The 18,296-nt window shown below is 62.4% G+C and carries 18 protein-coding genes; 7 read left to right on the top strand and 11 right to left on the bottom strand.

What is annotated here, in order from left to right:
* Nucleotides 1-14 precede the first annotated feature (14 nt).
* Nucleotides 15-926 (bottom strand): DMT family transporter, encoded by a 912-nt coding sequence (locus BLR63_RS28345; RefSeq protein WP_010566256.1) that lies wholly within the window; start codon nucleotides 924-926, stop codon nucleotides 15-17.
* A gap of 138 nt (nucleotides 927-1,064) precedes the next feature.
* Here BLR63_RS28345 and BLR63_RS28340 point away from each other — a divergent pair, with 138 nt between their 5' ends.
* On the top strand, nucleotides 1,065-1,940 hold the full coding sequence (locus BLR63_RS28340; protein WP_010566255.1) for a helix-turn-helix domain-containing protein: 876 nt from the start codon (nucleotides 1,065-1,067) through the stop codon (nucleotides 1,938-1,940).
* Here the strand turns inward: BLR63_RS28340 and BLR63_RS28335 are convergent.
* The 8 genes from BLR63_RS28335 to BLR63_RS28295 form a co-directional block, all read right to left on the bottom strand.
* Entirely contained in the window at nucleotides 1,937-4,438 is a 2,502-nt protein-coding gene (locus tag BLR63_RS28335; protein WP_010566254.1) for a LuxR C-terminal-related transcriptional regulator, read from the bottom strand. The genes BLR63_RS28340 and BLR63_RS28335 overlap by 4 nt on opposite strands.
* Before the next feature lie 396 nt (nucleotides 4,439-4,834).
* The gene (locus tag BLR63_RS28330; protein WP_010566253.1) at nucleotides 4,835-6,193 is read right to left on the bottom strand and encodes a DUF1329 domain-containing protein; all 1,359 of its coding nucleotides are present in this window, start codon (nucleotides 6,191-6,193) and stop codon (nucleotides 4,835-4,837) included.
* A gap of 26 nt (nucleotides 6,194-6,219) precedes the next feature.
* Entirely contained in the window at nucleotides 6,220-8,001 is a 1,782-nt protein-coding gene (locus BLR63_RS28325; protein WP_042947137.1) for a DUF1302 domain-containing protein, read from the bottom strand.
* 481 nt (nucleotides 8,002-8,482) lie between these two features.
* Nucleotides 8,483-9,394 (bottom strand): SDR family oxidoreductase, encoded by a 912-nt coding sequence (locus tag BLR63_RS28320; protein ID WP_010566251.1) that lies wholly within the window; start codon nucleotides 9,392-9,394, stop codon nucleotides 8,483-8,485.
* A 232-nt stretch (nucleotides 9,395-9,626) separates the two neighbouring features.
* Nucleotides 9,627-10,529: an alpha/beta fold hydrolase gene (locus BLR63_RS28310; protein ID WP_010566250.1), complete on the bottom strand. Its 903-nt coding sequence runs from the start codon at nucleotides 10,527-10,529 to the stop codon at nucleotides 9,627-9,629.
* Nucleotides 10,529-11,311, bottom strand: coding sequence for a class II aldolase/adducin family protein (locus BLR63_RS28305; RefSeq protein WP_010566249.1), 783 nt, complete (start codon nucleotides 11,309-11,311; stop codon nucleotides 10,529-10,531). The genes BLR63_RS28310 and BLR63_RS28305 overlap by 1 nt, the downstream gene beginning before the upstream one ends.
* Nucleotides 11,312-11,461: 150 nt before the next feature.
* Complete coding sequence (locus tag BLR63_RS28300) at nucleotides 11,462-12,148, bottom strand: LrgB family protein (RefSeq protein ID WP_010566248.1); 687 nt, start codon at nucleotides 12,146-12,148, stop codon at nucleotides 11,462-11,464.
* Nucleotides 12,138-12,524 carry a CidA/LrgA family protein gene (locus BLR63_RS28295; protein ID WP_042947147.1) on the bottom strand — a complete coding sequence of 129 codons (387 nt, stop codon included), beginning with the start codon at nucleotides 12,522-12,524 and terminating at the stop codon, nucleotides 12,138-12,140. The genes BLR63_RS28300 and BLR63_RS28295 overlap by 11 nt, the downstream gene beginning before the upstream one ends.
* A gap of 98 nt (nucleotides 12,525-12,622) precedes the next feature.
* On the opposite strand from BLR63_RS28295, the gene BLR63_RS28290 reads away from it, so the two are divergent.
* Nucleotides 12,623-13,519 (top strand): LysR family transcriptional regulator, encoded by an 897-nt coding sequence (locus BLR63_RS28290; RefSeq protein WP_010566246.1) that lies wholly within the window; start codon nucleotides 12,623-12,625, stop codon nucleotides 13,517-13,519.
* Here BLR63_RS28290 and BLR63_RS28285 read toward each other — a convergent pair.
* Nucleotides 13,500-13,955, bottom strand: a complete 456-nt coding sequence (locus tag BLR63_RS28285) for a flavodoxin (protein ID WP_010566245.1) — start codon at nucleotides 13,953-13,955, stop codon at nucleotides 13,500-13,502. The two genes, BLR63_RS28290 and BLR63_RS28285, sit on opposite strands and share 20 nt — an antisense overlap.
* 129 nt (nucleotides 13,956-14,084) lie before the next feature.
* Between BLR63_RS28285 and BLR63_RS28280 the strand changes: the two genes are divergently transcribed.
* Both BLR63_RS28280 and BLR63_RS28275 read left to right on the top strand, forming a co-directional pair.
* Entirely contained in the window at nucleotides 14,085-14,552 is a 468-nt protein-coding gene (locus BLR63_RS28280; RefSeq protein ID WP_010566244.1) for a PAS domain-containing protein, read from the top strand.
* Nucleotides 14,553-14,610: 58 nt separating this feature from the next.
* On the top strand, nucleotides 14,611-15,216 hold the full coding sequence (locus BLR63_RS28275) for a hypothetical protein (RefSeq protein WP_010566243.1): 606 nt from the start codon (nucleotides 14,611-14,613) through the stop codon (nucleotides 15,214-15,216).
* A 2-nt stretch (nucleotides 15,217-15,218) separates the two neighbouring features.
* Here the strand turns inward: BLR63_RS28275 and BLR63_RS28270 are convergent, their stop codons facing one another.
* Nucleotides 15,219-16,175, bottom strand: a complete 957-nt coding sequence (locus BLR63_RS28270) for a MerR family transcriptional regulator (protein WP_010566242.1) — start codon at nucleotides 16,173-16,175, stop codon at nucleotides 15,219-15,221.
* Nucleotides 16,176-16,388: 213 nt separating this feature from the next.
* Between BLR63_RS28270 and BLR63_RS28265 the strand changes: the two genes are divergently transcribed.
* From BLR63_RS28265 to folE, 3 genes are read left to right on the top strand one after another with little or no spacing between them, the layout of a single operon-like run.
* On the top strand, nucleotides 16,389-16,949 hold the full coding sequence (locus BLR63_RS28265) for an antibiotic biosynthesis monooxygenase (protein WP_010566241.1): 561 nt from the start codon (nucleotides 16,389-16,391) through the stop codon (nucleotides 16,947-16,949).
* A gap of 53 nt (nucleotides 16,950-17,002) precedes the next feature.
* A complete protein-coding gene (gene folM, locus BLR63_RS28260) occupies nucleotides 17,003-17,713 on the top strand; it encodes a dihydromonapterin reductase (protein WP_010566240.1) in 711 nt (236 codons plus the stop codon).
* 20 nt (nucleotides 17,714-17,733) lie between these two features.
* Nucleotides 17,734-18,294 carry a GTP cyclohydrolase I FolE gene (folE, locus tag BLR63_RS28255; protein WP_010566239.1) on the top strand — a complete coding sequence of 187 codons (561 nt, stop codon included), beginning with the start codon at nucleotides 17,734-17,736 and terminating at the stop codon, nucleotides 18,292-18,294.
* The last annotated feature ends 2 nt before the right edge of the window (nucleotides 18,295-18,296 follow it).

The raw sequence follows: 18,296 nt of genomic DNA, 5'->3' as shown, positions 1-18,296 counted from the left end.
GTCACCCTCCCACATTAGATGTGCTCGGCCTTGAAGACAGGCTTCACCGGCTGAGCCGGCTTGGGCTTACGAAATACCAGCACATTCCCCAGCATCACCAGCACCAACCCGGCCAACGCCGGCGCGGTCCACTGGTAGCCCTCGGCAAACGCCGACACATTCAGCGCCACCACCGGAAACAGCACCGTGCAATAAGCCGCCCGCTCCGGCCCCATGCGCCCCACCAGCGTGAGGTAAGCGGTGAAGCCGATCACCGAGCCTGGAATCACCAGGTACCCCAGCGCGCCGATATACCGCGCGCTCCAGTCCATCTCAAAGGGAATACCGCGCACCGCACAATAGGTCGCCAGCATCGCCGAACCATAGGCCATGCCCCACGCGTTGGTGGTCAACGGCCGGAGCCCGGCCTTTTGCTGCAGGCTCGACAGCATGTTGCCGGCCGAAAAACACATCGTCCCGAGCAACGCCAGGCCCAGGCCGAGCAAGGTCTGCGGGCTGGCGGTGTGTCCCGCCAGCTCCGGCCAGAACAGCAAGCCCAACCCCAGCAAACCCAGGCCACCGCCCATCAGGACATTGCGTGCCACCCGCTGGCCGAAAAACACCCGGGCGTTCAGCGCGTTCCACAAGGTGGCAGTGGAAAACACCACCGCCACCAGCCCGCTGGGGATCCATTGGCTGGCCGTGAGAAAGCACATGAAGTTCACGCAAAACAGGCACAACCCTTGGGCCAGGCAGATGAGATGGCCGCGCCGGTTCATCACCTGCAGCCTGCGACTGACCAGCAACAGCGCAAACAACACCAGCGCCGCCAGGGCGAAGCGATAGACAATCGAGACGGGAATCGCCACGACGCCCAGTTGCCATTTGAGCGCGATCCAGGTGGTGCCCCAGATCAGCACGGTGAGTGAATACAGGAAAAGGTTCATAGCGGGCTCCATCGATTGAGCCACAGTGTCGCCTTCGGCCTGTGTCGTGCTCTTGCACAATCTTGCGCTTTTGTCGGGCGACGGGATCACAGCGCCAGCCGTCGGGAGTAGGATGCAAGACGTCGGAGAGTACGAACCATGTCTGAGCTGCAATCCCTGCATGTCTTTCAAGCCCTTAGCCGCTCGCCCCACGCACGCCTGGAAGCCTGCGCCGAGCTCGGTGACGGCCTGTCCGCAGCCCTGTGGAGTAACCATCACGACTCGCAGGATTACCAGGCCCCCAGCCATCACACCTTGTCCTGCTACATCGGCGGCGGCACCGGGACGTTTCGGCGCGATCAACCGGGCACCAAGGGCGGCCCAGACAAGCTGTGCATCCTGCCCGCCGAGCACCGGTCGGGGTGGGTGATCAACGGCGAAATCCGCTTGGCCCATGTGTATTTCAGCCAGGAACAGTTTGCCCTGGGCTGCGTCACCCTGCTCGACCGCGAGCCGCGCGCCTTGCAACTGCACGAAAGCACCTTTCTGGAGGACGCAAGCCAGGCCCGGCGCTTCCACCAGTTGATCGCCCTCAATTGGCACGAGCCTGCCGAACGTTTGCTGACCAGCAGCCTGGCCCATGAAATGCTCAGCCACACCTTGCTCAGCCAAGTGGGCGCCCGCGACGGCCTGCGCCTCAAAGGCGGGCTGGCGGCGTACCAGCGGCGGCTGTTGGTGGAGTACATCGACCAGCACCTGGAAGAGCCGATCAGCCTCGGGCAACTGGCCGGGATGTGCACGCTGTCCGAATACCATTTTGCGCGGATGTTCCGCCAGAGCTTCGGCCTGCCGCCCCATCAATACCTGTTGGCGCGACGCCTGACCCGCGCACAGGCCTTGCTGCGCAGCGGCGCCCTGCCCCTGGGCGAGATTGCCTGGATGTGCGGTTTTTCCAGCGCCAGCCACTTCACCCGGCGCTTCCGCCAGGCCATGGGCGCCACGCCCGGCGAATACCGCCAGGCGTTCTGCACTTAAGCCATCAGCCCGAGCATTTTCGCCTTGGCCACCGCTTGGGTACGCCGCTCCACGCCCAGCTTGCTGTGGATGCGCCGCGCGTGAGTCTTGACGGTGTGCAGCGAGATGAACAGGCGCTCGGCGATTTCCAGGTTGGAGCTGCCCAGGGCGATCAACTGCAGCACTTCCAGTTCGCGCTGGCTCAGGGGATTGTCCACCGTGCCCGGTGCGGACACTTGCGGCTCCATGCCCAACTCGCTCAATAACCCCGGCGCCCGCAAACGCAGTTCGCGCACCGCCTGCTGTACCTGGCAGCGCGCCGCCAGCTCCATTCCCGCGTGCAGCGAGCGACGCGCGAGGGCCGCATCGCCCAGGTGCCAGGCGACTTCGCCCAGCGCCAGGTGCAGCTCGGTTTCCAGGCAGAGCATGCCGCGCTGGTGGGTGGTTTCCAGCAGGGCGCTGAGCCGTGCCAGCGGTTGATCGGCACAGCCCAGTTTGACTTCCGCCAGCACCAACAGGTATTCGAGACGCGGGATCAGCTCCAGGGTGGCCGGCGGCGCTTGTTTGGCCTGGGGCCCGCGAAAATGCCGGAGGACGCGGCGCAGCGCTTCCACGGTCAATTCGGCGCGGCCCTGCTGCAACCAGAAGTGCCCGCTGACCAGCAGCAAGACCGCGCGGTACACCGTGTCCGGCACCTGGCGTTGCTGCATCAGCCGCTCGGCCTCGCGCAGCTGGAAAAACGCCTGGGCGTAATCGCCACGGTTGGCGGCCAGCAGGGCCAGGCCGAGAAACCCGTAAAGCACGCGCTTGTCCTGGCTGGGCAGGCACAGCGTCAGGCCGGTTTCGAAGCACTCGGTGGCCAGGGCGTCCTGGCCCTGGCGCAACGCCAGATGCCCACGGCGCAGGGCGATGCGTCCCACCAGGGGCCCGGTCTTGAGCCGTTGCTTGAGCAGCATCGCCTGGACATTTTCCAGCAGGCTTTGCGCTCGATAAGGTGCGCCGCGCTGTTCCAGCAATTGGGCGTGATCGAGTTCGAGCAAGGCCTCGAGCAGCAACGACCCATGGGCCCGCGCCAGGCACAACGCTTCGCGGTTCAAGCCCTGGGCCACGTCCAGCTCACCGCGCAGCAAGGCTTGCTGGGTCAGCCCCGACAGGCACATCAAGCGTGAGGTCCAGGCGCTGTCGGGCAAGGCTTGCAGCGCTTCGAGAAAATGCACCCGGGAACCCTCGGCATCACCGCCCAAGTGCAGCAACCAGCCCCACTGCGCTTGCCAACGCGCCAGCAGATGCCGCTGCTGCGCCGCCGTCGGTTGCGGGGTAAATCGGGCCAATTGGTCGATGCATTGCGCGGCCTGGTCGAAGCGCCCGGCGAACAGCAGCGCCGCCGTCACCAGGCCCACCAATTGCGCCGAGCAGAGCATCCATTCATCGCCATGCTGTTCGTGCAGGCGCAGCAACAGCGCGGCGTTCTGCTGGCGGAACAGGTCCTCGAAACTGAAGTGCTGCAACAGGCTCACCGCCACTTCATATTCTTCGGCCAACAGTGCCTGCTCGAAGGCGGCCTGCCAGTCATGTTCGGCGGTGAACCACTGGCAGGCGCGTCGATGCCAGGAGCGCTTGGCCGACCAGGGTTCATCGCGCAGCAGTTGGGCCAGGGGCGGAAAAACCTGCAGCCAGTCGGTGTCTTCCCACGGCTGGATAAACGCGCCGAGGGCTTGCAGGTCGCGCAGGTATTGATCGCCGTCGCCATGGCCGAACAAGTGTTCGCACAGCCCGGCATTGAAACGCGGCAAATGCGCCAGTACCCGCCAGGCATCGGCCAGTTCCGGCGGCAACGTGCTAAACAGTTCGTGTTGCAGATAGTCGAGCAAGGTCTTGTCGGGATGACCATCGCCGAGCAAAGCGATGCGCACCCCGGCACACCAACCGGCGCTGAACTGCAGCACGCTGTCGACGGACTGGCCGGGCGCCTGGCTGAGCAGGTGCTGGATTTCCGCCGGGCTGAACGCCAGTTCGGCGCCACACTCGAGCAGTTCATCGTCGAGCAGCAAGCGTGGCCAGTTGCAGGCCGGGCGGCGGCGCGCGCCGAGCCACCAAGTCAAATTCGGGCTGGCGGCGGTCAGCAGGCGGTCGAGCAACGCGTCGGTGTCGGGCGCGGGCAATCGGCAGAAATCGTCGAGGAATACCCAGGCCGGGGTTTGCCAGCGACCAAGGTCCAGCAGCAGCGTGGCTTCATCGGTAAAGGGCAGGCCGAGGTTTTGCGCCAGGCGCTGGCACAGGTCGAGAGGGCTGAGGGCCACGCCGTTGAGCGGCAACCAATACACCTGGCAACCGCTGGGGGCCTGCAAGGCGCACTCGCCGAGCAACGCGCTCTTGCCACTACCGCCGGGGGCGCACAGCAACCTGACCCGGGCCTGCGCCGCCAGCAACGGCTCGGCCAGGCGCGGGCGCAACAGATGATGAGCGGACAGCCGGGGCATGAATCCAGGACGGTCCAGGCAGCGTGTCATGGCGGTCATTGCTGCATCCTGCGTTCTTATTGTTTTGCAACCTGACGCCTACCCTAGTCCTGTGGCCGGCGGTTGTTGAAGAAGTATTCAGCGGGGTGATTGACAGGCATGCATAAAACCCAATGTGAGAGGGCTTGCTTGCGATGGTGGGGTGTCAGTCAGTTTATCTCTGATTGAAAAACCGCTATCGGGAGCAAGCCCCCCACATTGGGTTTGCTCTGCCTTGGGGGGAGGCCTCACTGGCGAAGCCGGCCTGGATCTCATGGCTAAGCAGTCATGACCGGCCAGATCACTGGGTCAAGTGTGCGAGGGGGCTTGCTCCCGATAGCGATGGGACAGTCGACACCTGCCTGAACTAAACCACCGCTATCGACAGCAAGCCCCCTCCGACATCTCACAGGGAGATCAGCGCACCCCCGTGGCTCTCAATGCCGCCGGGGTGTAATCCGCCGCCTTCGCCGCAAAGCCGAACACAAAGCTGCTCTTCTCCTCGTTCTTCATCCCCAGGGCGATGTAGCGCCCGGCAATGATGTCGTAGAGGGTTTCCACGGTATACGCAGGGGTCTGGTGATCGTAGTAGAACTGCGCATGGCCCTCGGCGACCCGCCACAACTGGCCACGGCCATCGTAGTGATCCACCAGCGCCACTTGCCAGCTGTCTTCGTCGATGTACATGTGGCGCTTGGCGTAGATATGCCGCTCGTTCGGCTTGACGGTGCCGATCACTTCCCACACCCGGTGCAGCTCATAGCGGGTCAGGTCTTGGTTGATATGCCCGGCCTTGATGATGTCGTCGTACTTGAGCGACGGTGAGTCGAGCTTGTAGCTGTTGTAGGGGATGTACATCTCCTTCTTGCCCACCAGTTTCCAGTCGTAGCGGTCGGGCGCGCCGGAGAACATGTCGAAGTTGTCCGAGGTGCGCAGACCGTCGGACGCCGTGCCCGGCCCGTCGTAGGCCACTTGCGGCGCACGGCGTACGCGGCGCTGGCCGGCGTTGTAGATCCATGCCAGGCGCGGTTCCTTCACTTGGTCGAGGGTTTCATGCACCAGCAGTACGCCGCCCGCCAGACGCGCCGGCGCGGTAACCGACTGCTTGAAGAAACTCAGCACGTTGGCCGCCTTGGCCGGGTCCATGTCCGGGATCAACTGCGGCACGGCCACTTCTTCCTCGAAGCGGATCGGCGTGTAGCTGCCGTTGGTCTGCGGTGTGGCCTGGGTGATGATGCGCCGCAGGTTGCCGCCGTGGTAGCGGGTGATGTGGTTCCACAGCACCTCCACGCCATTCTTGGGGATCGGGAACGCGTAGTAACGGTTGCCGGTGAAACCCTCCAGGCCATTGCCATCGTTGATCGGCTTGACGTTCAGCGCGCTGCGCTTGATCGACTCGTAGATCTCCGGCGGCAGATTGACCGTGCGGTGGGTCGGGTACACCGGGATCTTGTAGGTCTCGGGGTAACGCTTGAACATCGCCACCTGGCCTTCGGAAAGTTTGTCCTTGTACTTGTCGACGGTGGCCGCGGTGATCACGAACAGCGGTTTTTCGTTGGCGAACGGGTCGGCGAGGAAGCCTTTGCTGTCCACCGCACCGGCGTTTTTCGGAATGCCGCCGGTCCAGGCCGGAATCGAGCCATCGGCGTTGCCGGCCTTTTCCGCGCCGATCGGCGTCAGGGTGGTGCCCAGCTTGGCCGCCTCTTCCGGCGACACCGCCGCCATCACGTGGGTGGCCAATAGACTCAGGGCCAGCACTGCAATTGTCTTACGCATGGATTGTTGTCCTTCTTTAAGCCAAATCAGAAGTTCACGCCAAAGCTGAGGGCGAGGAAGTCGCGGTCGGTCAGGGTGTTGTAATCGCCGCCAAAAAAGTCGGTGTAGCTGAGGCTGGCGGTGTAGGTGTTGCGGTAGTCCGCATCGACGCCGACGCTGATGGCCTTGGCGCCTTTGTTGAACAGGCCGTTGGGGCCGTAGCCGGCGACGTCGTGGGACCAGGACAGGTTGGGCTTGAGGTTGATCCCGGCGAACACGTTGTTGTAGTCCAGGATCGCCCGCGCGCGGTAGCCCCACGAGGTGGAGGTGACGAAGCCATCGGTGTCGCCTTGGAAACCGTAGGCGCCATACACCGAGTCGCGGCCGTAACGCAGCTTGGATTTATCTTCCAGGCCGCCGACATGCACGATGGCCGCTTCGCCCACCAGGGTCAGGCGTTCGGCGCCCAGCACCTGGTCGAAGAACTGGGTCATGGTGCTTTGGATCTGGGTGATTTCCTTGCGGCGGTAGCCTTTGTTGTCGGCGCCGAAAGAGGAACTGATCGGCGAGGCTGCGTTGCCGGCAATCGGGTTGATCAGCGCCAGGGTCAGGTCGGTGGTGTTGAGTTGTACCGGGGCATTGGGGCGATAGCTGATTTCCCCGGTCCACGCCGTGCCGGTGGGCAAGGTGGTGGAGAAGCTTGCGCCATACAGGCGGATGTCTTCCGGGTAATCCAGATAGTACTGGCCACGGCCGAGCATGGTGCTCTGGGCCAGGGCCGAACCGAAGCCGGCGGGGGCGGCCGCGGCAATCCCGCCGATGGTGGCGAGGTTAGTGTTGGCGGTGATCGTGCCCACCATCGGGGTACGGCTGTGGTAGTTCATGAAGTACAGGCCGTACTCGGTGTCGTCGCCCAACCAGCGCAAGGCTGCGCCGAACTGGCCGGAATCCCGTGCATCGCGATCGCCAGCACGTTGCACCACCACGCCTTCGCGGGTCACCACAAAGCCTTGGCCGCGCGCGGCCGCGATCGGTTGCAACGGCGCAATCGCCGGGCTGCCCACCGTGTAGTTATTGGTGCAACCATCCGCCGCCACGTCACCGCCGAAGAAGGTGCCGCAGTTGTCCAACACGGTCTGGTCCCACTCCAACTGGTAGAAGCCTTCCACGGTCAGTTGATTGGTCAGGCTCTGGGACGCGAACAGCATGTTGACCGGAATCAGGCCTTCCTTGATCTCGGCGCCCGGACGGCGGAACGCCGACACGTCAATCGGGTTGATGCTGTTGATGGAGTTGCCGATGAAGGTGCTTTCGCCCCAGCTGACCACCTGCTTACCGGCGCGCACGGTGCCCGGCAGGTCGCCCAGGGAATAGTTGTGGTAGACGAAGGCATCGAGGATCTGCGCGCCGCTGGACTTGGCGCCTTCCTTGCGGTTGTGATCACTGATCTGTTTGAACTCGCGGTCTTCGTCCTTGAGTTCGAAGTCATACCAATACTTGCCACGCACGAACACACCGGTGTCGCCGTACTTCAGTTCCAGGTCATGAATGCCCTTGAAGATCTTCGAGAACGTTTCGCCCTTCTTGAAGTTCAAGCGCCCGTCATCGCCGGTGGACGCCTGGCCGGTGCCGCCATTGACGGTGCCCACGAGGCTTTTATCGGCATCGCGCATGCCCCAGCTCGCGCCCACCGACAGCGAGGAATCGAATTGCCCTTCGATCTCGCCAATGTTGAATGAAACAGCCTGTGCCTGGGCACAGCACCCCAACGCAACCGCAGCGGCCAGCGCCTGTGGCCTGAAGATGGCGCGCATTGTTGTTCTTGTCATGCGTCTTCCCCGGTGAGTGACAGAAGGCCCCACCCTACTGCCGCGCATCAGGAGCGATAAGCGCACCAAGGAGGGATTCGTGTTGTCGCTCGAAAGGATGACAGGCCGCTCTGGCCGGGGCCTGAACAGGCCCATGGACGGGGTGGATGGTGGCTTATCAGGGCAATGGATGGCGCACCGCAGAACTGTTGCGCTATCCGTAACAGTCCTTGTCCTGAAGTGCTATTACTCATTTTGTTACAAGCGACTATTCTGGCCTCGCTTTCAGGGCAAACCGCCCACTTCCGCAACAGGAAGGCAAGCCAGATTTGAATGGATTGATGAACGTTTTCAATCTGTTACCAGTGTTCACTGACGTTGATTTGTAGCTCCTTAATCTAACGTCTTACTTCAGCCGCTGCTCTTGTAGCGGCTTTTTTTTGCCTGAAATAAAACGGGGCGCCATGAGCGCCCCGTTGGATTGGGTCTTTTCAGACAACGATCACAGGCTGTATTTCTGCAAGTTGGCCATCATCTCCTTCAAGGCCTCGATATTGTCCTTGGGATGGACGGCGCCCTCGAAGTCGCAGATCTGCTGCCAGTGCGCCGCCACGTCCTCGGGCGAGAACCCCGCCTCGGGGTCGAAACCCACGCCCAGGCTGCGTTCCCAGCGGGTTTTGCCGATCCAGCCACCGCCCACCTCGAACAACCCCGAGGTTTCCTGGCACGCCTCGCTGCCCAGGTACACCACCAGCGGGCTGACCAGTTCGGGTTTGAGGCGTTCGAATACTTGTGGTGGAATCAGGCCTTCGGTCATGCGCGTGCCGCCAGTGGGGGCGATGGCGTTGACCAGGATGTTGTTCTTGCGCCCTTCCAGGGCCAGGGTGCGGGTCAGGCCATACAGGCCGAGCTTGGCCATGCCGTAGTTGGACTGGCCGAAGTTGCCGTAGATGCCCGAGGTGGACGCGGTGAAGATCACCCGACCGTAGCTTTGCTCACGCAGATGGGGCCAGGCGGCGCGGGTGACTTTGTAGGCACCTTCGACGTGCACCCGGTAAACCAGGTCCCAGTCGCTGTCCTCCATTTTGTGGAAGGTCTTGTCGCGCAGGATGCCGGCGTTGTTCACCACCACATCGACGCGACCGAAGACGTCGAGGGCGTTGTGCACGATTTTGTCACCGTCGGTGACAGAGTCATGGTTGGCCTCGGCGATACCGCCCGCGGCACGGATCTCGGCCACCACCCGGTCGGCGGCCGAGGCATTGGCGCCCTCGCCTTGGGTGGAACCGCCCAGATCGTTGACCAGAACCTTGGCCCCGTGTCGGGCGAACAGCAGCGCATGGGCCCGCCCCAATCCGCCGCCGGCACCGGTGACGATCACGACCTTATCTTGAAACTGCACTGACTGACTCATACCGAACTCCAATGGCGACAAGGGGAATGGGTCGAGTGTCCGGCAAGGCGTCGCGGGTCACAATAAATACGGCTGCGGCTGAATAGTGCCCGATAAGGCCAGGGGATGATTGCCCACAGTCCCGTAGGAGCGAGCTTGCTCGCGAAAAACCCAGGAGCACCGCGCGGCATCAGGTTCCCCGCGTTATCGTTGGCGATCTTCGCGAGCAAGCTCGCTCCTACAGAATTCGCGGTTAGGAATAGGCCACGCGCGCGATCGAATGACTGACCTGCTCACGAAAGGCCAGGTAGTGCTTGAGCACCTGCACCGGTGCCTCGATCTGCGGATAGTGGCCGATATTGGCCAGCAGCACCGTGTCGGCGTGAGGCACCAATTGCTGGTAACGCTCGACCATGTGCGCGCCGGAGATCGGGTCGATCTCGCCGTCGATTACCCGCAGCGGCACTTCGCCGCGCTGCATCGCGCTCACCCAGCGTTCACGCAGGCGCCGACGCTGGGGAATATAGGCGATCAATTTATGCAGGATGCGCGGGCCCTCATTGCAGCTGATCAGGCTCCAGAAATCGTCCAGGGCGCTTTCGCTGGGGCGGGTGTCGGGGCCGAAAATCAGGCTGAAGTTGTCGGCCAAGGCATTGCGTCCGAACGCGCGACCAATCATCCAGCCCAGGGGGCTGAGCAGCAGTTTTTGCACCAGCGCCGTGCGATGGGTTTCGGGAAACAGCCCACCGTTGAGAAACACACAGCTGGCCATCTCGAACCGGCCTTCATAATGCCGCGCCAACAGTTCCTGGGCCACGCTGTCACCGTAGTCGTGAGCCAAGACGTGAACCGGCTGCGTCACCCGCAGGTGTTCCAACAGGGCCTGTTGCAGGTCCGCCTGCTCCAGCAGGCAATAGGCGTGGTCCAGCGGTTTGGCCGAATCGCCAAAGCCGAGCATGTCGCAGGCAATCACCAGGTTGCGTTGGGCCAAGGGTTGCCACAGGTAATGCCAGTCCCAGCTGGCGGTGGGGAAGCCGTGGATCAGCAACAGCGGTTCGCCCTGCCCCGCCACCCAATAGCGGATGGCGCGGCCGCGAAAGACGAATTCCCGCGCGTGCTTGCGCCAGGCTCTGAGCGGGATCTCGGCGAGCGGCATCAACTTTTATACCCAGGGTCTTGACTGTCCAGCTTGCGCAGCAACGCCGGCCAGGCCAACGCACCGCCCATACCTTGTGCGCTTTTGGTGACCGCCGCCACCATCGCCTTGGCCCCGGCAAGAATCGGCGCGTCGATGGCGATCAATTCAACCCCGCCGCTTTGCGCCAGCACTTGGATCTCGCAGGCACGCTGGAACGTGAACATCATCAGGAAGGTATCGGCGATGGTGCCGCCGCAGGTCAGCAGACCGTGGTTGTGCAGCATCAGGAAGTTTTTGTCGCCAAGGTCGGCCTGCAAGCGGGCCTTCTCTTCGTGGTTCAACGCCACGCCTTCGTAGGCGTGATAGGCCAGGCTCGACAACACGAATATCGACTGCTGGCTGATCGGCAGCACGCCCTGCTTCTGCGCCGCCACCGCGACACCGGCGGCGGTGTGGGTGTGCAGCACGCACGTCACGTCATGACGAACTTCATGGATGGCGCTGTGGATGGTGTAGCCCGCCGGGTTGATCTCGTAGGGGCTGTCCATCCGCTTGTTGCCGGCCTGGTCGACCTTGACCAGGCTCGAGGCGGTGATCTCATGGAACATCAGCCCGTATGGGTTGATCAGGAAATCATCGGTGCCCGGCACCTTGGCCGAGATGTGGGTGAAGATCAGATCGTCCCAGCCATTCAGCGCGACCAGGCGATAGCAGGCAGCGAGGTCGACACGGGTTTGCCATTCAGCGGCGCTGACCTGGCCTTTGACAGTCGGTGACGATGCAGCAGGGGCTGAGCTCACGGTAATGACCTCCTTGGCGCATTTTTTATTGTTTTTCTTCTGTGATGGGCCAGTCTAGTCAGACCTCATGGCTGGGGTAGTTGCCTTGGCAGCCAGCTTGATGACTGAACGAGTCAGTCATGAGAATAGTTGAAGTTTGTTCAAGTCGCGTCAGAGAAGTGCCGCCAGCAAAGGCGCGGCGAACAGATTGAGCAAGCCCGTCAACACCATCACCAGGCCCGCGACGGAGCCCTCTTCGCCGCCCACTTCATGGGCCCGGCTGACACCTGCGCCGTGGGCGCCCACGCCGAACAACGCGCCACGGGCCAGCGGCGTGCGCAACGGCAACCACTTGAGCAGCACACCGCCGAGCAGCGCACCGAACACGCCGGTGAACATCACGAACACGGCAGTCAATTCCGGCACGCCGCCCAGATCCGACGACATCGGCATAGCGAACGGCGTGGTGATCGAACGCGGCACCAGCGACATCGTCACCGCACTGTCCAGCGCCAGCGCCTTGGCCAAACCGAACGAGGTGGCGATGGACGCCGCGCTGCCGGCCAGCATCCCCAGCAGCAAGGCCGACCAATACTGCGCCAGCAAACGTCGTTGCTGCCAGATCGGCACCGCGAACGCCACCGTCACCGGGCCCAGCACCAGCATCAGCCAGTGGGTGTCGCTGGCGTATTCGGCATAGGCGGTGTGCATCGGCACGGCCACCGCGAGCAGCAGCGCAGGCACCAGGATCAGCGGCGACAACAGGTAGCGCCCGGTCCGACGGTAGATCCAGCGACTGAAGAAATACGCGCCCAGGGTCAGGGCAAGCCAGAACACCGGCATCAGTTCAAGCTTCATGGCGCACCTTCCAGCGACACACCATTTCCACGGTGAAGGCCGTCACCAGCATGACCGCCAGGGTGCTAAAGCCGATCACCAGCAGAATGCGCCAACCGTCATTGCGCACCAGGCCGCCGTAGTCCAACAGGCTCATCAATGCCGGAATAAAGAACAACAACATCTCCGCCATCAGCACACCCGCCCCCAGTTGCAGGGCCGCCGGCTTGACCAGGCCGGTGGCGAAGGTCGCCAGCAACAGGCCAAGGCCCATCACGCCACCGGGGATGGGCCACGCCAACCAGGCCACCAATTGAGTACCGAGCAGGTAGATGGCCAGCAGCACGAGCAATTCAGTCAGCAGACGGCCGATGTGTTTGAAGCTTAAACGTTTCATGGGCTTTGGGTCCTCGTAGGCCTCCATTTTAGAGAGGCCGCTTCCATCCCCACAGCGAATTGTTAGACTGCCAACTATTCCAAACTGGAATCATGCCCATGGAATTCAAACAGTTGCGCAGTTTTGTCGAAGTCATCCACCGCGGCGGCTTTACCCAGGCCGGGAAAACCCTGCACATCAGCCAGTCCGCGGTGAGCAAACAGGTCGCACAGCTGGAACACAGCCTGGGCACGCCGTTGCTCGACCGCATCGGCTCGCAGATCCGCCTGACGGCCGCCGGCCAGGTTGTCCTGCAACGCGCCGAAGCCATGCTGCGCCTGCAGAACGAGTTGCTCAGTGAGCTGGATGATATGCAGCACCTGACCCGCGGCGAGTTGCGCCTGGGCTTGCCGCAGTTGGGCGGCGATACGCTGTTTGCCGACCTGTTCGCCGAGTACCGCCGGCGCTATCCGAATGTCACCATCCAGTTGCTGGAGGGCGGCAGTCGCAGTATCGAGCAGGCGATTTTGAGCGGCGAGCTGGAAGTGGGCGGCAGCTTGAAACCCAGCGACCCGGCATTCGCCTGGCAAGCCTTCTGCGATGAACCGCTGGACGCCTTGCTGCCGATGAACCATCCCTTGGCACAGAGCGCCCAGGTGCGCCTGGAAGAATTGGCGGACACGCCGTTCCTGATGTATCAGCGCAGCTTTGTCTTGAACGACCGCTTGATGCAGGCGTGTCAGCGGTTGGGGTTTACGCCGAAGGAAGCCGGCCGCAGCGGTCAGGCGGATTTTCTCGCGGCGCTGGTCGCCGCCGGCCAAGGCGTAGTGCTGTTGCCCAGCGTGGTCGCCCGCGGGCTGGTGCGACCGGGGGTGGTGCGCCTTACGCTGAAGGCGCCCGATTTCCTGCGCTGGGATATTGCCTTTATCTGGCGTGAGGGCGCCTACCTGTCGAAAGCCGCCCAGGCCTGGCTGGCGTTACTGCGCGAGTTTCCGCTCAAACACGCAGTGCAGTGACAAGTTCGGCCAGCCAGGGCTCGGCGTCGGTTTCCGGCGTGACACTTTCGCTGGCGTCCAGGCGCAACATCGGCAGCACCTCGCGCACGCCCAGCTCGGCGAACAGCTCGCGCATTTGCTCGCCGCCGGCACAAAAGGTGTCGCCGTAACTGGCGTCACCCAAGCCGATCACAGCACCGGGCAGGCCGCGCCAGGCGGCGGGCAGTTGGTCGCGAATCGTCGAATACAACGGCTGGAGATTGTCGGGCAACTCCCCCATGCCGGTGGTGGAGGTCACCGCCAGGAACGCTTCGGGGGCAAAGGCCTGCACATCGGCGAGGGTGGCACGCGGGTTATGCCAGGCTTCAAAACCGGCCGCATTAAGGATGTCAGTGGCGTGACGGGCGACTTCTTCAGCCGTGCCGTACACCGAGCCGGAAAGGATGGCGACTTTCATCAATCTGATCCTGTGGTTGAGCGAAAGCGTGGGATATTAGCAGCTGTCGCAAATATTTCGGCCCACGCCGTGCAACATTCAAGACCTGTCATAAACTGCCAGACTCAACCACACGCCAAGGAGCGCTCAATGATCAACGCTCAACTGATGCAAATGGTGATCAACGCCTCCAACGACGGCATCGTTATTGCCGAGCGCGAAGGCCTGGACAAGCCACTGATCTACGTCAACCCGGCATTCGAACGGATGACCGGCTACACCCCGGATGAAATTCTCTACCAGGATTGCCGCTTCCTGCAGTCGGGCGACCGCGACCAACCGGCCCTGATCGCCATCCGCGAAACCCTGGAGCATGGCGGTTCCTGCCGGGAAACCCTGCGCAACTATCGCAAGGATGGCAGCCACTTCTGGAACGAGCTGTCGCTGTCGACGGTGTACAACGCGGCCGACAAGCAGACGTATTTCGTGGGTGTGCAGAAGGATGTGACCCTTCAGGTCAAAGCCCAACAGCGCGTCGCCCAGCTCGAAGCGGAACTGGCGCAGGTAAAAGCTGAGCTGGCAACCCTCAAAGCGACGAGCGGATCGAACAAAGCTTAGGAAACTCGGCCATTAAGAGGATAATGGCGTTTTAATGCCTATCCCTAGAGCATAAACCATGCACCGCGACGCGCTTCTGACGCAGGATGAGCTGGATTTTATCCAGCGGATGCAACACAACCCGCAGCTCAACCTGCGGGATGCGTCGTCGAGCCTCACCGTCAACGGCGGCGCGCAAATACGCGACTTGCTCACCCGCTTGGCCGCCCATGATCAGCTCACCATCCAGGCACAGTTCGAGAACCAGCAACTGACGTTCCCCCTGCATCTGGTAGAAGACGAATTTCATGCGGTGCATCTGCGCCTGGGCGTACCGACCATTTTCGAAGACGGGCCGATGATTCGCCCTTGGCGCCTGGCCCTGGAAACACCGGTTGCGCTGGAGAATGTCCGAGGCAACCCCAGCGCCTATTGGGTGCATGAAGTGTCATTCAAGGGTGTGCTGGTGGAAATCCGAGGCCGGATCAAGCCACCCAAGACCTTTTCCCTGTGGTTCAGCCCTTCCGGCTACGAACGCATCGCCCTGCGTGGCACGCTGGAGCGTGAAAACGCCCGGGGCCTGTTCGCCTACCGCCTGGATCAGAGCGATGCGGATGAAACCGAGCGCCTGCGCCAGTTCATCCTGCATCAACATCGCTTGATACACCCCGAAGTCCACGCCTGAGATCAGGTGTCCAGGGTACCGCGCAGAAACAACTGCAAACGGTGCTGCATCGATCGCCCTTCATTGCCCAGACAACCGATGGAAGACCCCGCCAGGCTTTGCTCTGCCAGGTCCGAAGCATCGCCGGCCAGGAGTAACGGACAATCCAGGGTCAGCGCCAGGCGCTTGAGCCGCGACGGCAGCTCGGAGCTGGGCGAGCGATTGGAAAACAGCACCAGCGCGCGTGGCCGGGTCTTCTCGCAGATAAGCGTCAACTCGTCGAAAGGCTGACCGACACAGAGCACCTTCACCGCGATGTCATCAGTGCCGATCAACAAGCCCGCCACCAGCAGTTCCAGCTCCCGGCACTCTCCGGCAATGGCCGACAGCAGCACCCGAGGCGCCGCCGAAGCACTGACCACCTGCAATCGTTGCGTGATGCGGGTGCGCAGGAAGGCATCGAAGAACAGCCACTCGCTGGCCTGGCCGAAGCGCCCCTGATGGCGCAGTAATTGTTGCCATAACGGCATGAGCACATTCTGGAATACCACCGCGACGGGGTAGGCGGCGAAAATCTGCCCGTAGAGGCGCTCCAGTTCACGGTCGTCGAAAGCGTTGATTGCCAGGCGCAAGTGGTCCTGCCACTGGCTCCATTCGCGTTCGGTATCGATGCGCGAAGGTTGGGCGGGCTCGCTGAGCGCATCATTACGCGCCAGGATCTTGCCCACTTTGCTCACGGCGACGCCGCGCTCGATCCAATCGAGAATACGGTGCACGGTGTCGATATCGGTGCTCGAGTACAACCGATGCCCGCTTTCGGTGCGGGTTGGCTGGATAAGACCATAGCGACGCTCCCAGGCGCGCAATGTCACCGGGTTGACGCCAGTCAGCCTGGCGACTTCACGAATCGGAAAGAGATCAGCGGAATCACTGACGCTGTCGGGCGTCGTTTCGTGATGAGGAGCAATAGTTTCGGGCATTAGATGTCAGAAAAAGTCCGTCTCGATTTGAACCTCATTTAACGCTGATTCAATCGCCCGATTCAAGCTGCACGGCGAGCCGACCGAAGACGCTGGTGTATTTCGGCAAAACAGGAATAATCCTTGCCTGCTTTTACGTAGCGGCCTTACCCGGCCGCTACGTTCGTGCGCCGCCTACCCGGCCCAGCGCACCTGATTACTTGGAGATACACGATGTCTACCTCACCCGTCACCTTGATGGTTGCGCGCCGCGTGGCCAAAGGCCGTTATGAAGAATTGATGGCCTGGCTGCGCGAAGGCGAGCAATTGGCCACCGATTTCCCCGGCTACCTGGGCTCAGGCGTCCTTGCGCCGCCGCCCAACGATGATGAATTCCAGATCATTTTCCGCTTCGCCAACGAACAGACCCTGCATGCCTGGGAGTTTTCCGCTTCCCGCAGCGCGTGGCTGGGCCGTGGCAGCGACTTGTTTGCCGACCCGTCCGAACACCGTGTGCGAGGTATCGAGGGCTGGTTTGGCGCCGTCGGCGCACGCCCGCCGCGCTGGAAACAGGCAGTGGCGATCTGGCTGGCGTTTTTCCCAGTGTCGCTGTTGTTCAACTTCGTCCTCGGGCCGCTGCTCAGTGAGCTGGCGCTAGCGCCTCGCGTACTCGTGAGCACCCTGGCGCTCACGCCCCTGATGGTTTACGGGTTCATCCCGCTGTCGACGCACCTGCTGGCGAACTGGTTGCACCCCACGCCGCCACCGCGCAAAGCCACCCAAGCGCCTGCTTGAGTACAGGGGCGCTCGCTGGTATAGTTTCGACCTGCCCGCGATTCGAGCCGCCCATGACAGCAACAAACGCCCCGATCCTGATCACCGGTGCCGGCCAGCGCGTCGGCCTGCATTGCGCCCAGCGCCTGCTGGACGAGGGCCACCCGGTGATTTTCAGCTACCGCAGCGAACGCCCCGGCGTGCAGGCATTGCGCGAGCGCGGTGCGATCGGCGTGTTCGCCGACTTCTCCACGCAAGCGGGCATCCTGGCGTTTATCACGCAGTTGAATACCCACACCCAAAGCCTGCGCGCAATCATCCACAACGCTTCGGCCTGGGTCGCTGAAACCCCGGGCGACGAAAGCCGCGCTTTTATCGACATGTTCAGCGTGCACATGCTTGCGCCGTACCTGATCAACCTGCATTGTTCACCTCTGCTGCAACGCTCGACACCTGCCGATATCGTGCATATCAGCGATGACGTGGTGCGCAAGGGCAGCCGCCAGCACATTGCCTATTGCGCCACCAAGGCCGGGCTCGACAGCCTCACGCTGTCGTTCGCTGCGCAGTTCGCGCCGCACATCAAGGTCAACGGCATTGCCCCGGCGATGGTGATGTTCAACGAAGGCGATGACGCGGCCTACCGCGCCAAAGTCCTGGCCAAATCGGCACTGGGCATTGAGCCCGGACCCGAGGTGATCTACCAGAGCGTGCGTTACCTGCTGGACAACCCCTATGTCACCGGTACCACCCTGACCGTCAACGGCGGGCGGCATATCAAGTAAGCCGTCTGTGAGGATGTTGTATGACCTTATCCCTGCCCCACCATTACCGCGAAATCCTCAAGGGCCTGGGTGAAGACCCCGAGCGCGAAGGCTTGCTCGATACCCCCAAGCGCGCGGCCAAAGCCATGCAATACCTGTGTCATGGCTATGAGCAGAACCTGGAAGAAATCGTCAACGGCGCCCTGTTCGCCTCCGACAACGATGAAATGGTGATCCTCAAGGACATCGAGCTGTATTCGCTGTGCGAGCATCACTTGCTGCCCTTTATCGGTAGGGCCCACGTGGCCTATATTCCGACCGGCAAGGTGCTCGGCCTGTCGAAGTTGGCGCGTATCGTCGACATGTTCGCCCGGCGCCTGCAGATCCAGGAAAACCTCACGCGCCAGATCGCCGATGCCATCCAGGAAGTGACCCAGGCTGCTGGCGTCGCGGTGGTGATCGAAGCCAAGCACATGTGCATGATGATGCGCGGCGTGGAAAAACAGAATTCAACCATGAACACCTCGGTGATGCTCGGCGCCTTCCGCGAGTCGAACACCACGCGCATGGAGTTCCTGCAACTGATTGGACGGAGCAAGTAGCA

The sequence above is a fragment of the Pseudomonas extremaustralis genome (assembly GCF_900102035.1).
Taxonomy (GTDB): Bacteria; Pseudomonadota; Gammaproteobacteria; order Pseudomonadales; family Pseudomonadaceae; genus Aquipseudomonas; species Aquipseudomonas extremaustralis.
Note: the sequence above shows the minus strand (reverse complement) of the source record. Positions and strands in the feature narration are given on the sequence as shown.

Bases quoted from the DNA above. Each gene is read 5' to 3' on its own strand.
- BLR63_RS28285 (WP_010566245.1), bottom strand. From the start codon at position 13,955: ATGAAAGTCGCCATCCTTTCCGGCTCGGTGTACGGCACGGCTGAAGAA.
- BLR63_RS28345 (WP_010566256.1), bottom strand. From the start codon at position 926: ATGAACCTTTTCCTGTATTCACTCACCGTGCTGATCTGGGGCACCACC.
- BLR63_RS28330 (WP_010566253.1), bottom strand. From the start codon at position 6,193: ATGCGTAAGACAATTGCAGTGCTGGCCCTGAGTCTATTGGCCACCCAC.
- BLR63_RS28335 (WP_010566254.1), bottom strand. From the start codon at position 4,438: ATGACCGCCATGACACGCTGCCTGGACCGTCCTGGATTCATGCCCCGG.
- BLR63_RS28310 (WP_010566250.1), bottom strand. From the start codon at position 10,529: ATGCCGCTCGCCGAGATCCCGCTCAGAGCCTGGCGCAAGCACGCGCGG.
- BLR63_RS28340 (WP_010566255.1), top strand. From the start codon at position 1,065: ATGTCTGAGCTGCAATCCCTGCATGTCTTTCAAGCCCTTAGCCGCTCG.
- folM (WP_010566240.1), top strand. From the start codon at position 17,003: ATGACAGCAACAAACGCCCCGATCCTGATCACCGGTGCCGGCCAGCGC.
- BLR63_RS28300 (WP_010566248.1), bottom strand. From the start codon at position 12,148: ATGAAGCTTGAACTGATGCCGGTGTTCTGGCTTGCCCTGACCCTGGGC.
- BLR63_RS28320 (WP_010566251.1), bottom strand. From the start codon at position 9,394: ATGAGTCAGTCAGTGCAGTTTCAAGATAAGGTCGTGATCGTCACCGGT.
- BLR63_RS28275 (WP_010566243.1), top strand. From the start codon at position 14,611: ATGCACCGCGACGCGCTTCTGACGCAGGATGAGCTGGATTTTATCCAG.
- BLR63_RS28295 (WP_042947147.1), bottom strand. From the start codon at position 12,524: ATGAAACGTTTAAGCTTCAAACACATCGGCCGTCTGCTGACTGAATTG.
- BLR63_RS28270 (WP_010566242.1), bottom strand. From the start codon at position 16,175: ATGCCCGAAACTATTGCTCCTCATCACGAAACGACGCCCGACAGCGTC.
- BLR63_RS28280 (WP_010566244.1), top strand. From the start codon at position 14,085: ATGATCAACGCTCAACTGATGCAAATGGTGATCAACGCCTCCAACGAC.
- BLR63_RS28290 (WP_010566246.1), top strand. From the start codon at position 12,623: ATGGAATTCAAACAGTTGCGCAGTTTTGTCGAAGTCATCCACCGCGGC.
- BLR63_RS28325 (WP_042947137.1), bottom strand. From the start codon at position 8,001: ATGACAAGAACAACAATGCGCGCCATCTTCAGGCCACAGGCGCTGGCC.
- BLR63_RS28265 (WP_010566241.1), top strand. From the start codon at position 16,389: ATGTCTACCTCACCCGTCACCTTGATGGTTGCGCGCCGCGTGGCCAAA.
- folE (WP_010566239.1), top strand. From the start codon at position 17,734: ATGACCTTATCCCTGCCCCACCATTACCGCGAAATCCTCAAGGGCCTG.